The sequence below is a fragment of the Blastococcus mobilis genome (assembly GCF_900188025.1).
GTDB lineage: Bacteria > Actinomycetota > Actinomycetes > Mycobacteriales > Geodermatophilaceae > Blastococcus_B > Blastococcus_B mobilis.
In genome coordinates this window covers 95648-108966 of the sequence record NZ_FZNO01000019.1, presented here as the reverse complement: position 1 = coordinate 108966, position 13319 = coordinate 95648, and the positions used below count along the sequence as shown (strand labels likewise).

Sequence of the window (13319 nt, the reverse complement as noted above, 5' to 3'; positions counted from 1 at the left end):
CTGCCGACGACGGCGGCCACGGTGATGGCTCCGGTCAGGGCCCAGTCGATCGACACGGTGGCCAGGTAGCCGGCGAGCCCGGCGAAGGACTTCATCGCGATGACCAGCAGCGAGGTGCCCACGGCCACACCCATCGGCAGGCCGCCGAGCAGCGCGAGTGCGGGAACGACGAGGAACCCGCCGCCGGCACCGACCAGGCCGGTGACCAGGCCGACGACGACGCCGTCGAGCAGCACCCGGCCGACGGGTAGCTCGGCGGGCGCGGACGCCGGGTCGACGTCCTTGCGGCCGCGGAGCATGGCGACGGCGGTGGCGACCATCATGAGCGCGAAGGCGCCCATGAGCAGTTGTCCGGGCAGGTGCCCGCCGAGGAAGCCGCCGGCGAAGGCGCCGGCCATGCCGGCGGCGCCGAACAGCAGGCCGGTGCGCCAGCGGACCCGGCCGGCGCGGGCGTGGCCGACGACGCTGACCGCCGAGGTCACGCCGACGACCACGAGGGAGGCGGCGATCGCCTCCTTCGTCTCCATGCCGGCCACGTAGGCCAGCAGCGGGACCATGAGGATCGACCCGCCGCCGCCGAGCAGCCCGAGGGTCAGCCCGACGACGACGGCCAGCGTGACGGTGACGGCGATCAGCACCGGATCACCGCCTGCGGGTCAGCTGGTCGACCGAGCAGACGGCGGGCGCGGTGCCCCGGCGGTTCCACGGCATCTTGGCCAGGGCCATGCCCATCGCGCAGGTGTTGGTCACCGCGGCGAAGACCAGGCCGCCGCCGACGAAGCCCGACAGCCACTTCATCTTCGGCGCGACGAGGCTGCCGAGGATGCCGGTGAGGACCAGGGAACCGGCCCCGAAGCGGACCTGGCGCTCGAGGTCCCACACCTGGCGGCCGCGGTTGACCGGGCCGCCGGTCTTCTCCCAGTCGACGATGCCGCCGGAGAGCACGGCCGAAGAGCTGAGTCCGGCCGCCTGCAGGGCCTGCTGGGCCTGGCCGGCCCGGGCGCCGGAGCGGCAGACCAGCACGACGTCGGAGTCGTGCAGCACGCCACGCAGGTCGTCGAGCTGGCCGCGGAGCTCGTCCAGCGGGATGTTGACCGCGCCGGGGATGTGGCCGGCCTCGAACTCGGCCGGCGTGCGGACGTCGATCAGGGTGGGATCGGGGCTGGAGCCGTCGCCGAGGCGCTCGGCGAGGGCGGGGGCGTCGATGGTGCTGGTCATGCGGAGATCTCCTGCTTGGTTGCGTCGGTGGTGAGGTAGAGGCCGGCGGGGCCGGCGTTGTCGAAGGAGTCGTCGATGGCGACGACGTCGACGCCGTGGGCGTCGAGCAGGGCGGCGACGACGCCGGCGCGGTAGCCGCCGGCGCAGTGGACCCAGACCGGCCCGGCCGGGACCTCGTCGAGGCGGTGCAGCACCTCGTGGATCGGGATGTGCACCGAGCCGGCGATGTGCCGCTCGGCACGCTCCTGGTCGCGCCGCACGTCGAGCACCACCGGCGCGCGGCCGCCGGCGAACTCGGCGGCGAGGTCGGCGAAGGTCGCTGTCCGGTAGCTGCGCAACGGCTGGCTGCCGGCCCAGTCCTCGGGCGTGCCGGTGGCCATCGCCGCCGGCCGGTCGATGCCGATGCGGACCAGCTCGCGCTGGGCCTCGGCGACGTCCTCGGCGGTCTCGCCGAGCAGGGTCACCGGGGTGCCCCAGGGGATGAGCCAGCCCAGGTAGGTGACGAACTGCCCGTCGAGGCCGAAGTTGACCGTGCCGGCCACGTGCCCGGCGGCGAAGGCGGTGCGGTTGCGCAGGTCGACGACCCACTCGCCGGCCTCGATGCGCCGGCGCAGCTCGGCCGGATCGGCCTCGGTGGGCAGCGAGAGGTCCGGCTCGCCGGGGCCGCCGGAGTTGGCCGGGCCCATGTGCGCGTAGTAGGCGGGGTAGGCGTCCAGGCCGGCGAGCATCTCCTCGACGTAGCTGTCCAGGTCGCGGGTCAGCGCCGGGTTGGCCAGCTTCTCCTGGCCGATGGTGCTCGCGGTGCCGCCGGACTGGGTGGCCGAGCAGAAGCTGCCGAATCCGTGCGTGGGGTAGACCGCCGTCGGGTCGGGCAGCTCGGCGGCCAGCCGGCGGGCGGAGTGCCACTGCGCGTGGGCGAGGGTGTCGGTGTGGTCGGGGCCGAGCAGGTCGGGCCGCCCGGTGGAGCCGTAGAGCAGTGACCCGCCGGTGAACACCGCCACCGGCTCCCCGTCGGCCTCCAGTGCGTAGGACAGGTGGGTGTGGGTGTGGCCGGGGGTGAGCAGCACCTTCACCCGCATCCGGTCGCCGACCTCGACGACGTCGCCGTCGCGGATGCCGACCCGGTCGAAGGAGACCGGGTCGTCGGCGTTGAGCAGGTACTGCGCGCCCACCGCGCGGGCCAGCTCGAACCCGCCGGTGACGTAGTCGTTGTGGATGTGGCTCTCGAAGACGTGGGTGATCCGCACGCCGGCGGCCTGCGCCAAGCCCAGCACGCGGTCGTAGTCCCGCTGCGGGTCCACGACCAGGGCCACCTCGCCGTCGTGGGCCAGGTAGGTGCGGTCCCCCAGGCCGGGGGTGTCCAGGGGGAGAACGGTGATGGTCATCGGGGTTCCTCTCGAATTGCGCTCTGGTCAGGCGGCGGTCTCGACCGGGCGGCCGGACTCGATCCACGCACCGGTGCCGCCGGTGACGCTGATGGCGTCGATGCCGACCGCACGCATCAGCGCGGTGGCCTGCGCGCTGCGCCCGCCGGCCTGGCAGATCACGTAGACCGGGCGGTTCTTCGGCAGCTCCGGCAGCCGCGCCGGCAGCAGGCTCAGCGGCAGGTTCTCCGCGCCCGGCACGTGGCCGGGGCGGTACTCGCGGGCCTCGCGGACATCGACGACGAGGCTGCCGCCCTCAGCGAGGCGGGCGGCGAAGGCGTTCTGGTCGATCTCGGGGATCACGTCAGCTCCTGAAGTCTGGGTGCTAGGTACCCCGGGGGGTATGCATGGACCAACCGTAGCACCCTCTCCCGCATTCCCCCGGGGGTATGTTGGAGATCGCCACGTCCCCGGGAACCGGGCGAGGGGACGCTGGTCGCACGAGGCTGGGCCCGACATGAGAGGCCCGCCTGCGGCAGGCAGCCAGGTGATCACGCCTCGGTCGGCCACAGGACGTCCGGTCACGGCTCTCGCTGCCTCGAGGGTCCAGTTGTTCGGCGAGAGAAGGAGTGAGCAATGGGGAGCGAGGGGCCTTCTGCTCCGGAGCGGGTCCTGACGCCAGGCGGTGATCCGGCCCGGGGGCATCCTGTACAGCGGACGTCGGACCGCCCGCCGGCGGAGTTGCACCGGGTCCAGCGACGATCGGTACGAGTACTGGTCGGCAGCCAGGTGCTGGGCGGGGTCGGCGTCGCCGGCGGAATCGCCGTCGGTGGCCTGCTGGCCGAACAGGTGTCCGGGTCGACCGCCCTCTCGGGGCTCGCGCAGACCGCGACGGTCCTGGGGGCGGCAGCACTGGCGCTGCCCCTGGCGCGGTTGGCGGCAGCTGCCGGACGGCGCCCGGCGCTGGCCATGGGGTATCTGATCGGTCTGGGCGGAGCTGTTCTGGCGGTCCTGGGCGCCGTCATGGGGCAGTTCGCCCTGGTGCTCCTGGGTCTGCTCCTGTTCGGGGGAGCTACGGCGTCGGGGCTCCAGGCCCGGTACGCGGCCACGGACGCCGCATCCCCGCTGACTCGCGCACGGTCACTGTCCGTCGTCGTGTGGGCGACCACGGTGGGGTCGGTCGCCGGACCCAATCTGTCCGGGATCGGCGGCCGCGTGGGTGAGGCCGTCGGTGTGCCGTCACTCGCGGGCCCGTTCCTGCTGGCCGCCGTGTCCTTCGCCGCGGCCGCCCTGGCGGTGTGGGCCCTCCTGCGACCGGATCCGCTCCTGGCTGCTCACCCTGGCGGGCAGGAAGCGCCAGGCTCGTCCGCTGCACGCCCGGCTCAGCCGCCCTTGCGGACGACGATGCGCGCGATCGGTTCCATCCCCGCGGCCCGGCTCGGCATGGTCGCCGTCGCCACCGCGCACGCGGTCATGGTGGGCGTCATGGTCATGACCCCGGTGCATCTCGGCCACGGTGGAGCCTCCCTGCAGCTCGTCGGCATCGTGATCAGCGTGCACGTCGCCGGCATGTACGCCGCCAGCCCCGTGATGGGCTGGCTCGCCGACCGGCTGGGTCGCGTGACCACGATCGGCATCGGGATGGCCATCCTGGCCGGGGCCCTGGTCCTCGGCGCCGCCGCCGACCAGGAATCCCACGCGACCATCGCTGTCGCGATGCTCCTGCTGGGTCTGGGCTGGTCCAGTGCCCTCGTCGCCGGCTCGACGCTGCTGTCGGAGTCGGTGCCTTCCCCGATGCGCACGTCGGTGCAAGGCACATCGGACCTGGTGATGGGACTGGCCGGAGCGTCGGCCGGTGCTCTCGCCGGCCCGGTGCTGCAGGCCGGCGGTTACCCCCTTCTGAACGCCGGCGCGGGGCTCCTGCTGATCCCGGTCCTGGTCCTGATCGCCCGACAGCCGCGCCGACGGAGCCCGGGCCGGACCGGCTGAGCGGCTCCGACCGGCTCCGCGAGGTCGCCCCGTCTTCCGAGCCGCAGGACCCGAAGGCTCCTGTTCACCCGCGCCGACGTTGACGGGCCTCTCGCGGCCGCCGTCGCCGGCCTGTGCGATGCGGCGTTGCCGGCCGCTCCTGCCCCGCCATCGACGCCCCCAGCGCAGTGCGTCCCCCGAGTGAGCACCGGTTCGCCGGGTCGGCGATCGTGCGGGCGCGTCAGGAACGGGCTCGCTGCACAGGCACCGTCCCGGGAGCCGCAGGGACGGGCCGGCGCGCGAGTCAGACGAGGACGCCGGTGATGACGTAGAACAGCGCGACCCCGCCGACGGTCAGCGGAAGCGCCGCCCGCGAGGGTTGGGGGGTGTGCGCTTCGGGGAGGACCTGGGCCGCGGCGATGTACAGCAGGAAGCCGGTGAACGCGCCGAGGTAGATCAGCAGTGCCTGGTCCGGCACGTGCAGGGCGAAGGCGCCCGCGGCGCCGACGAGCGGGGCCAGGGCGTCGGCGGCGAGCAGGGTCACCGCGCGCCGCCGGCTGTTGCCGTGGGCCAGCATGAGGGTCACGGTGTTCAGCCCGTCGGCGAAGTCGTGACCGATGACCGCGAGCGCGACGGCCGCGCCCACACCGGCGTTGACCTGGAAGGCCGGCCCGATCGCGATCCCGTCGGCCATGCTGTGCCCGATCAGCGCGATCGCGTTGACCAGGCCGACGCTGGGGTGGTGTGCACCGGCTGCCTCGTCCTCGCCGCCGTGGTGGGCCAGCAGCGACTTCTCGAGGACGTGGAAGAACAAGAACGCCACCACGACGGCAACCATCACGGTGCGCATCGGCGTGCCGGTGCTCTGCGTGAGGTCGAACAGTTCGGGCAGAAGGTCGAAGAACACCACCCCGAGCAAGACGCCTGCGGTCAGCCCGAGGTGAGCCGGAGGCCCTTCCGGTTGTCGCTGTGCACGGCGCCCGCCCCGAGACAGAGAGGGCGCCGCCGGGAGGGGCAGCGCAACTGCACCGTCCCGAACGGGATGTCGGCTGCTCCTCCGGCTCGCTGACGGAGGCATGCTCCGCGCCGCTGATCGGACGGGCCGGTCATCCCTTGCGCAGGTCAGGGGCCGGGGCGCCGAGCAGGTGGCGGCGGACGGCGTCCCAGGCGGCGCGGGTCGCGGCTGCAGTGGCCGAGGAGGTGGCGCCCAGGACGCGGGCCGAGGCTCCGGCGGAGGAGGGAAGTTCGCTGGCGGCGGCCAGCACGTCGGGCTGGGCGCGCAGCGCGGTGTCGAGCAGGTCGGCCAGTTCGCCGGGCGGCGCCTGCCGGGTGAGGACGTGCAGGGTGGCGTGGACGTCATAGGGGCCGAGCCGGGCAGGCGAGCGGGGCATCCGGACCGGTGGCGCGAGGTGCAGGGTGTCGGTGAACAGCAGCCGCCCGTCGGGACGGAAGGCCTGCACCTCGCTCCAGTACAGGTCGTAGGCGTGCGCCTCGCCCGAGGCGACCCGTCCGGGCAGCAGCGTCTCGCCGAGGACCACGGTGGCGTCCAGGTCGGCGGTGACGCGGGTGCGGCCGTAGAACCGGGACCCGGCGAAGGGGATGACCGGGTCGGGGAGGTACTCCAGCACAGCTCCCGCGCCGGCGTGCAGGTGGACCAACTGGGTGGCCAGATCGGCGTCGGCTCGGAAGACCTTCGTGGCGGCCTGGCTGGTGAGGTGCACCGCCGCGCCGTCCATGGCGTGCACGTCGATGCGGTACCGGTCGCCCCGGACCAGGCCCTCCCCGGACTGCAGCAGGTAGAGGAAGGCCATGTCGGGTCGCGCCGGGTCGAGGTGGATGGGCCGGAACAGGTACAGCGGCATGCGCTGGTAGTGCCGCACCACCCGGGTGGTGCCGGCGACCGGGGCCAGGTCGAGCTCGAGGAGGCCCACGCCACCCGGGCGCCCGGCCGGTCGGTCCCGATCCATCAGTGCGGCGACCTCGGTGGGCAGGTCGGACGGGGTGTACCAGGCGGGGTCGGCCCGATGGCGGGAACCGAGGGTTCCCGGACGTGCCGGCGTGGTCACCGGGCAGCTGGTGCGGGCCGGTCGAGGACGGCGGCGTAGATCCGGTCGGCGACCTCGCGCAGCCCGGTGCCGGCGAAGCAGTCGGTGAACACGAACGGCCGGCCCTCGCGGACGGTGGCCGCATCGCGCTCCATCACCGCCAGGTCGGCCCGCACGTACGGCGCGATGTCGATCTTGTTGATGACCAGCAGGTCGCTGGCGGTGACCCCGGGGCCGCGCTTGCGGGGGATCTTGTCGCCCTCGCCGACGTCGATGACGAAGATGAAGTAGTCGGCCAGGGCGGGGCTGTAGGTGAGGGTGAGGTTGTCGCCGCCGGACTCCAGCAGCACGAGGTCGGCATCGGGGAACCGTCCGGTGAGCTCCTCCACGGCGTCGAGGTTCATGGTGGGGTCGTCGCGGACGGCGGTGTGCGGGCAGGAGCCGGTCTCCACGCCGACCACGCGGGCCGGGTCGAGGACCCCGGCGAGGGCGGCGCGCACGTGTTGGGCGTCCTCGCTGGTGAAGATGTCGTTGGTGACCACGACGGGGGAGTGCCCGTCGGCGATCATCAACGGCACGAGCGTCTCGATCAGCGCGGTCTTGCCCGAGCCGACCGGCCCACCCACGCCGACCCGGGGCACCGGCCCGCCCAGCCGGGACAGCGGGGCCGGAGCCTCGTGGGGATGCTGGTGCGGGTGGTCGTGCAGGGTGCCGGTCATCGCGGCTCCTTCCCGTGCTCGGTGGCGAGTCGAGGTCAGCTGGAGAACAGGCGTAGCGAGGCGCGCTCGTGCTGCATCGCCATCACGTCGGCCAGCGGGGTGCAGCTGCGGATGTCCGAGAGTCCACCGGCGCAGGCCGTGGCGGTGCAGTCCTGCAGCACCGGGCTCAGCCGGTGCAGGAGCAGTTGGCCGACCCGGTGGTCGGCGACCGACAGGCGGACCGCTGCGGTGAGCCAGCCGGCGGCGAACGCGTACAGCTCTCCGGCGACGGCGTGCTGCACCGGGATCCCGAGGACGGCGCCGACCACCCCGACCGCGACCGCCGCGTTGCCCGGGTGGCTGCCCGCACGGACCGCGGCGGCGTAGTCCGCGATCACCGGCGACCCGAAGGTGGACGCTGCGGTGGCCAGCAGCTGCCGTCCGACGCGGGCGGAGGACTCCCGTGCCTCTCTCGGTAGTTTCACCGCGGTCAGCCGGTCATCGGCCCGGCCCACCGCCGCAAGGTCGAACGGGCCGCCGTCGGCGGGGACGGCGCGGTGGGCGTAGGCCAGCGCCGTGCCGTCCGCGGGGGCCACACCGTGCCGGATCTGGTCGGTGAGCAGCGCCTGCAAGGAATCCGGTGGGGTGGCGCGCGTGACCAGGCCGGCCTGGACGAACGCTTCCAACCCGTAGGACAGGGTGTAGCGGCCGCTGGGGAAGGCCGAGTCGGTCAGCTGCAGGCTGGCCAGGAACGCGGTCAGCCCCTCCGTCGTCGCCGTCATCGGCGCTCAGACGATGTAGTACAGCTGCGACAGCGACACCGAGCCGGCCGGGTCGACGCTGGCCAGTTCCCCGTCCACGAACACCTGGTAGGTCTCCGGGTCGATGCGGATGTCCGGGGTCGCGTCGTTGCGGATCATGGCCTGCTTGGACAGGGTGCGGCAGCCGACCACCGGCTCGACCCACCGGTCCAGCCCGAGCCGCCCGGGGACGTCGGCGTCGACGGCGGCCTGGGACAGGAAGGTCATGCTGGTGCGCGCCACGGCCTTGCCGGCGGTGCCGAACATCGGGCGCATGAGCACCGGCTCGGGGGTGGGGATCGAGGCGTTGGGATCGCCCATGATCGACCAGGCGACGAACCCGGCCTTGAGCACGTACTTGGGTTTGACGCCGAAGGTGTTGGTCGGCCACAGCACGATGTCGGCGACCTTCCCGGGCTCCAGCGAGCCGACCAGGTGACCGATGCCGTGGGTCAGCGCCGGGTTGATCGTGTACTTGGCCAGGTAGCGCAGGATCCGGTTGTTGTCGTGCTCGGCGGGGTCGCCGGGCAGCTTCCCGCGCTGCCGCTTCATCTTGTCCGCGGTGCGCCAGGTGTCGGTGACGGTGTCGCCGATGCGGCCCATCGCCTGCGAGTCCGAGGACATCATCGAGATGACCCCGAGGTCCTGCAGCACGTCCTCGGCGGACTCGGTCTCCCCGCGGATGCGGGACTGGGCGAAGGCGACGTCCTCCGGGTTCTGCGGGTTGAGGTGGTGGGTGACGGTGGTCATGTAGAACAGGTTGTCGGTGGTGTCGGTGGTGTAGGGCTTGGTCGGGTTGGTCGACGAGGGCAGCACGTTGGGCAGGGCGGCGATGGCCATGACGTCCGGGGCGTGCCCGCCGCCGGCGCCCCCGGTGTGGTACGTGTGGATCACCCGTCCGTCGATGGCGTCGACGGTGTCGGCCAGGTAACCGGACTCGTTCAGCGAGTCGGTGTGGATCGCGACCTGCACGTCGGAGGCGTCGGCCACCGACAGTGCGCAGTCGATCGCCGCCGGGGTGGCGCCGTAGTCCTCGTGCACCTTCAGCCCGCAGGTGCCGGCGGCCAGCTGCTCGAACAGCGCCTCCGGGCGGCTGGAGTTGCCCTTGCCCAGCAGCCCGATGTTGACCGGCAGGGTGGCGGTGGCCTCGAGCATGCGGAAGATGTTCCACGGCCCGGGGGTGGCGGTGACGCCCTTGGAGCCGTCGGCCGGGCCGGTGCCCCCGCCGATCAGCGTGGTCACTCCGTTGGACAGCGCGTGCGGTATCTGGGCGGGGGTGAGGAAGTGCACGTGCGGATCGACCCCGCCGGGCGTGGCGATCAGGCCTTCCCCCGAGATCGCCTCGGTGCCGGCGCCGACGACCAGGTTCGGGTGGACACCGTCCTGCAGATAGGGGTTGCCGGCCTTGCCGACGCCGGCGATCCGCCCGTCCTTGATGCCGATGTCGGCCTTGACGATGCCCAGCACCGGGTCCATCACCACCACCGCGGTGATCACGGTGTCGAGCACACCGTCGGCGTTGCGCAGCCCGGGCACCTGGCCCATGCCGTCGCGGACGGTCTTGCCGCCGCCGTAGATGGTCTCGTCGCCGGGCACCAGCAGGCTGTCCTCGACCAAGGCGATGAGGTCGGTGTCGGCGAGCCGGATGCGGTCGCCGGTGGTGGGGCCGTACAGCGAGGCGTAGGTCCGCCGCGGGATCGAGGTCATCGCCCGGCCTCCGGCACCTGGTCGGCGATCACCTGGTCCTGCTCACTGCGCCACTGCTCCATGCCGGCGAACCGGTGGGCGGCGGCGCGGGTCAGCGCCTCGTGCACCGTCCAGCGGGCGGTGACCGCGCCGTCGACCAGCCCGGCGAAGCCGATCACCCGCCGGTTCCCGCCGATCTCGACCAGCTCCACCTGCCTCTCATCACCGGGTTCGAAGCGGATCGCCTGCCCGGCGGGCACGTTCAGCCGCATGCCCACCGCCTGTGGGCGGTCGAAGTCCAGCGCCCGGTTGGCCTCGAAGAAGTGGTAGTGCGAGCCGACCTGTACCGGCCGGTCCCCGGTGTTGCGCACCGACAGTGACACGGTGCGCCGACCGACGTTGATCTCCACCGGCTCCTCCGAGAGCAGCCACTTGCCAGGAACAGTCACGTCAACCTCCACCAGGACGAGGGGCTCGCCGGTTCGATGGGAATGGGGGTCAGCTGATCGGGTCGGGTACCGACACCAACTGCAGTCCGGTCGGGAACGTGGCCTCCACCTGCACCAGCGTCACCATGGCCGGCACCCCGGGCATCACGTCGTCGCGGCTGAGCACCTGCTTGCCGATCTCGGCGGCCTCGGCCACCGAGCGCCCGTCCCGGGCAGCCTCCAGCAGCGCCTCGCAGATCAGCGCGATCGACTCCGGGAAGTTCAGCTTCAGGCCGCGCTCCCTGCGCCGGCGGGCCAGCTCGGCGACCTGGTAGATCACCAGCTTCTCGGTCTCCCGGGGCGTGAGCATGAGCGAGGAGATCCAGGTCTCCGCGCCCGGCGCGGACGCCGAGTGCATCGCGTCGTCCGATCCGGAGTGGCCCGGCGCCGCCCTGCTTCCGGCAGCTTGCTGTTCCTGGTCCTTCGACCCGCCGGTGGACGTCTCGGCGTCGGCTGCCATGGGCCCGTCCCTCCGCCGCCTCCCCGCGCGAGACGAGCGGGGGATCGACCGGTGCGACGCGCCACTCCTCAGCGCCCGAGCGAATGGACCGACTCCGCACCTCACCCGGACCGGGCTGCAACAGCAGGTGGGTCAGCCAGAACGGACGTCTCCGCAGAAACTCGGCAGTCAGTTCCCGCCGGGTCGCGTAGAGCGCGTGGCAGTGACAGTGGGCGACCGGCGGGAGACGGAAAGTGTCATCGCGGTCCGCCAGGGATTGTGGCCGTGGGATGTCGAGAACCCGAGCGCGGCTCCGTCCCCCGGATGCACACGGCCACAATGGGCCGTACCGCACCGAGGAGATGGCGATGGCCAAGTACCTGCTGCTCAAGCACTACCGGGGCGCGCCGGCAGCGGTCAACGACGTGCCGATGGACCGGTGGACGCCGGAGGAGGTCTCGGCCCACATCCAGTACATGCAGGACTTCGCCACCCGGCTCGAGGGCACCGGCGAGTTCGTCGACGGTCAGGCGCTCTCTCCGGAGGGCACGTTCGTCCGCTACGACGGCGAGGGGCGGCCGCCGGTCACCGACGGCCCGTTCGCGGAGACCAAGGACCTGATCGCCGGCTGGATGGTGATCGACGTCGAGAGCTACGAGCGGGCGCTCCAGCTGGCCGGCGAGCTGTCCGCGGCTCCGGGTGCGGGTGGCAAGCCGATCCACGAGTGGCTCGAGGTGCGCCCGTTCCTGGCGGCGCCACCGACCATCACGGAGTGACGCGCGGTGGACCGCGGCGTGGATGAGGCCCTGCTGCGGGCTCTCATCCCCACCGTGATCGGGATCCTCCGCCGCCGCGGAGCCGGCTTCGCGGCGGCGGAGGACGCCGTGCAGGACGCCCTGGTCGAAGCCGTCCGGGTGTGGCCGGACGACCCACCGCGGGACCCGAGGGCCTGGCTGGTCGCCGTCGCGTGGCGCAGATTCCTCGACGCCGCCCGCGCCGATACCTCCCGACGGCGGCGGGAGGTGCTCGTCGATGACGAGCCGGCGCCCGGGCCGGGCGAGGCGGTGGACGACACGCTCCAGCTGTACTTCCTGTGCGCTCACCCGTCCCTGTCCCCGGCCTCGGCGGTCGCGCTCACACTGCGCGCGGTCGGCGGTCTCACCACGCGTCAGATCGCGCGGGCCTACCTCGTGCCGGAGGCGACCATGGCCCAGCGGATCAGCCGGGCCAAGCGGACCGTCTCGGGCGTCCGGTTCAACCAGCCCGGTGACGTCGCCACGGTGCTGCGCGTGCTCTACCTGGTCTTCAACGAGGGCTACTCCGGCGACGTCGACCTCGCCGGCGAGGCGATCCGGCTCACCCGCCAGCTGGCGGCCAGGACCGAGCACGAGGAGGTGGCGGGCCTGCTCGCACTCATGCTGCTCCACCATGCTCGGCGCCCCGCGCGGACCCGCCCCGACGGCAGCCTCGTGCCCCTCGCCGAGCAGGACCGGAGCCTGTGGGACACCCGGATGATCGCCGAGGGCGTCGACGTGCTGCAGACCGCCCTTGCCCGCGACCGCCTGGGCGAGTTCCAGGCCCAGGCCGCCGTCGCCGCGCTCCACGCCGACGCACGCACGGCCGAGGAGACCGACTGGGTGCAGATCGTCGAGTGGTACGACGAACTGGTGCGGCTCACCGGCAGCCCGGTGGCCCGCCTCAACCGGGCCGTCGCGGTCGGGGAGGCCGACGGCCCGCGGGCCGGCCTGGCCGCTCTGGCGGGGCTCGACCCCACCCTGCCCCGCCACGCCGCCGTCGCGGCGTACCTGCACGAACGGGACGGTGACCCGGTGACCGCAGCACGGCTCTACGCCGAAGCCGCCCTATTGGCGCCCAACCTCCCCGAACGCGACCACCTCACGCGACAGGCCGCACGGCTCAACGAGGAACTGCGCGGCTGAGCGGCGGGCGGCAGGCGCTGTCGACCTGCTGGGGACGACCGCCCGGACTGGGCAGGGGCGCGCGCGATCGTGGCGGCGTAGCGGGGGCACGTGTCCTTGATGGGCCCGCTCGACGGGGTCGGCGCTCACCGAGGTCAACGGACTCCCGGACCAGGCCCGAGTTCGTCGGCGAAGCGCGACAGCAGCCGAGCGAAGTCCTGCCGGTCGGCCGGATCCCAGTCACCCATCAGCTCGGCCAGGACGTGCGCACCCTGCCGGCTCACGTCGCGGTGCAGGAGGAGTCCCGCGTCGCTGGCGACGACCAGGACGGCCCGACCGTCCGACGGATCGGCCCTGCGGAGGACCAGTCCTCGATCGGTGAGTCGACGCACCTGGGAGGTTGCCGTCGACTTGTCGACCCCCTGCCAGGCCGCGAGGTCGCTGATGCGGAGCGGCCCGTGGCGGACGATGCCGTCGAGCAACCAGAGGTCGGTGGGGGAGAGGCCGGCGGCGGCAGGCCCCGCGAGCCTCCGCACCACCGCCTCGCGTGAAGCCCACCGCAGAACTTTTGTCAGCCCGGCGTGCAGGGCGGCGTGCTCATCCGGAACGTCACTCGCGGCGTCACGCAGAGCGGGAACATCCTCGCTGTGCTCCACGTTGGTGAGAGTAGTCCAACCAAGTAGAGAGGACACGC

At 72.9% G+C, this 13319-nt stretch carries 15 protein-coding genes; 3 read left to right on the top strand and 12 right to left on the bottom strand.

The window, feature by feature from the left end; translation table 11 throughout:
- The 4 genes from CHB94_RS16810 to CHB94_RS16795 form a co-directional block, all read right to left on the bottom strand.
- Window positions 1–638, bottom strand: a 638-nt coding sequence (locus CHB94_RS16810; protein ID WP_089337702.1) for a sulfite exporter TauE/SafE family protein, incomplete at its 3' end; no start/stop codon positions are given.
- Between the two features lie 4 nt (window positions 639–642).
- Window positions 643–1218 carry a rhodanese-like domain-containing protein gene (locus CHB94_RS16805; protein ID WP_089337701.1) on the bottom strand — a complete coding sequence of 192 codons (576 nt, stop codon included), beginning with the start codon at window positions 1216–1218 and terminating at the stop codon, window positions 643–645.
- On the bottom strand, window positions 1215–2603 hold the full coding sequence (locus CHB94_RS16800) for an MBL fold metallo-hydrolase (protein WP_089337700.1): 1389 nt from the start codon (window positions 2601–2603) through the stop codon (window positions 1215–1217). Before CHB94_RS16800 ends, CHB94_RS16805 begins: the two co-directional genes overlap by 4 nt.
- Window positions 2604–2630: 27 nt before the next feature.
- Window positions 2631–2945, bottom strand: coding sequence for a rhodanese-like domain-containing protein (locus tag CHB94_RS16795; RefSeq protein WP_217899351.1), 315 nt, complete (start codon window positions 2943–2945; stop codon window positions 2631–2633).
- A 273-nt stretch (window positions 2946–3218) separates the two neighbouring features.
- On the opposite strand from CHB94_RS16795, the gene CHB94_RS16790 reads away from it, so the two are divergent.
- Window positions 3219–4571, top strand: coding sequence for an MFS transporter (locus tag CHB94_RS16790; RefSeq protein WP_089337699.1), 1353 nt, complete (start codon window positions 3219–3221; stop codon window positions 4569–4571).
- A 283-nt stretch (window positions 4572–4854) separates the two neighbouring features.
- Here the strand turns inward: CHB94_RS16790 and CHB94_RS16785 are convergent, their stop codons facing one another.
- The 7 genes from CHB94_RS16785 to CHB94_RS16755 form a co-directional block, all read right to left on the bottom strand.
- Window positions 4855–5457, bottom strand: coding sequence for a ZIP family metal transporter (locus CHB94_RS16785; protein ID WP_176445601.1), 603 nt, complete (start codon window positions 5455–5457; stop codon window positions 4855–4857).
- Between the two features lie 199 nt (window positions 5458–5656).
- Window positions 5657–6616, bottom strand: a complete 960-nt coding sequence (locus CHB94_RS16780; RefSeq protein ID WP_217899350.1) for an urease accessory protein UreD — start codon at window positions 6614–6616, stop codon at window positions 5657–5659.
- Window positions 6613–7314, bottom strand: a complete 702-nt coding sequence (gene ureG, locus CHB94_RS16775) for an urease accessory protein UreG (protein ID WP_217899349.1) — start codon at window positions 7312–7314, stop codon at window positions 6613–6615. Before ureG ends, CHB94_RS16780 begins: the two co-directional genes overlap by 4 nt.
- Window positions 7315–7349: 35 nt before the next feature.
- A complete protein-coding gene (locus CHB94_RS16770; protein ID WP_089337697.1) occupies window positions 7350–8075 on the bottom strand; it encodes an urease accessory protein UreF in 726 nt (241 codons plus the stop codon).
- Window positions 8076–8081: 6 nt separating this feature from the next.
- Window positions 8082–9800: an urease subunit alpha gene (ureC, locus tag CHB94_RS16765; RefSeq protein WP_089337696.1), complete on the bottom strand. Its 1719-nt coding sequence runs from the start codon at window positions 9798–9800 to the stop codon at window positions 8082–8084.
- Window positions 9797–10228 (bottom strand): urease subunit beta, encoded by a 432-nt coding sequence (locus CHB94_RS16760; RefSeq protein ID WP_089337695.1) that lies wholly within the window; start codon window positions 10226–10228, stop codon window positions 9797–9799. Before CHB94_RS16760 ends, ureC begins: the two co-directional genes overlap by 4 nt.
- Window positions 10229–10277: 49 nt before the next feature.
- On the bottom strand, window positions 10278–10727 hold the full coding sequence (locus tag CHB94_RS16755) for an urease subunit gamma (protein ID WP_303395988.1): 450 nt from the start codon (window positions 10725–10727) through the stop codon (window positions 10278–10280).
- 347 nt (window positions 10728–11074) lie between these two features.
- On the opposite strand from CHB94_RS16755, the gene CHB94_RS16750 reads away from it, so the two are divergent.
- Entirely contained in the window at window positions 11075–11482 is a 408-nt protein-coding gene (locus CHB94_RS16750) for a YciI family protein (RefSeq protein ID WP_089337694.1), read from the top strand.
- A gap of 18 nt (window positions 11483–11500) precedes the next feature.
- Window positions 11501–12646, top strand: a complete 1146-nt coding sequence (locus CHB94_RS16745) for an RNA polymerase sigma factor (protein WP_089337719.1) — start codon at window positions 11501–11503, stop codon at window positions 12644–12646.
- A gap of 134 nt (window positions 12647–12780) precedes the next feature.
- Here CHB94_RS16745 and CHB94_RS16740 read toward each other — a convergent pair whose 3' ends face one another.
- The gene (locus CHB94_RS16740) at window positions 12781–13281 is read right to left on the bottom strand and encodes a MarR family winged helix-turn-helix transcriptional regulator (RefSeq protein WP_176445600.1); all 501 of its coding nucleotides are present in this window, start codon (window positions 13279–13281) and stop codon (window positions 12781–12783) included.
- Window positions 13282–13319 lie beyond the last annotated feature (38 nt).

Excerpts from the sequence above, each read along its gene's own strand:
- CHB94_RS16770 (WP_089337697.1), bottom strand. The coding sequence starts at position 8,075 with ATGACGGCGACGACGGAGGGGCTGACCGCGTTCCTGGCCAGCCTGCAG.
- CHB94_RS16790 (WP_089337699.1), top strand. The coding sequence starts at position 3,219 with ATGGGGAGCGAGGGGCCTTCTGCTCCGGAGCGGGTCCTGACGCCAGGC.
- CHB94_RS16755 (WP_303395988.1), bottom strand. The coding sequence starts at position 10,727 with ATGGCAGCCGACGCCGAGACGTCCACCGGCGGGTCGAAGGACCAGGAA.
- CHB94_RS16805 (WP_089337701.1), bottom strand. The coding sequence starts at position 1,218 with ATGACCAGCACCATCGACGCCCCCGCCCTCGCCGAGCGCCTCGGCGAC.
- ureG (WP_217899349.1), bottom strand. The coding sequence starts at position 7,314 with ATGACCGGCACCCTGCACGACCACCCGCACCAGCATCCCCACGAGGCT.
- CHB94_RS16800 (WP_089337700.1), bottom strand. The coding sequence starts at position 2,603 with ATGACCATCACCGTTCTCCCCCTGGACACCCCCGGCCTGGGGGACCGC.
- CHB94_RS16750 (WP_089337694.1), top strand. The coding sequence starts at position 11,075 with ATGGCCAAGTACCTGCTGCTCAAGCACTACCGGGGCGCGCCGGCAGCG.
- ureC (WP_089337696.1), bottom strand. The coding sequence starts at position 9,800 with ATGACCTCGATCCCGCGGCGGACCTACGCCTCGCTGTACGGCCCCACC.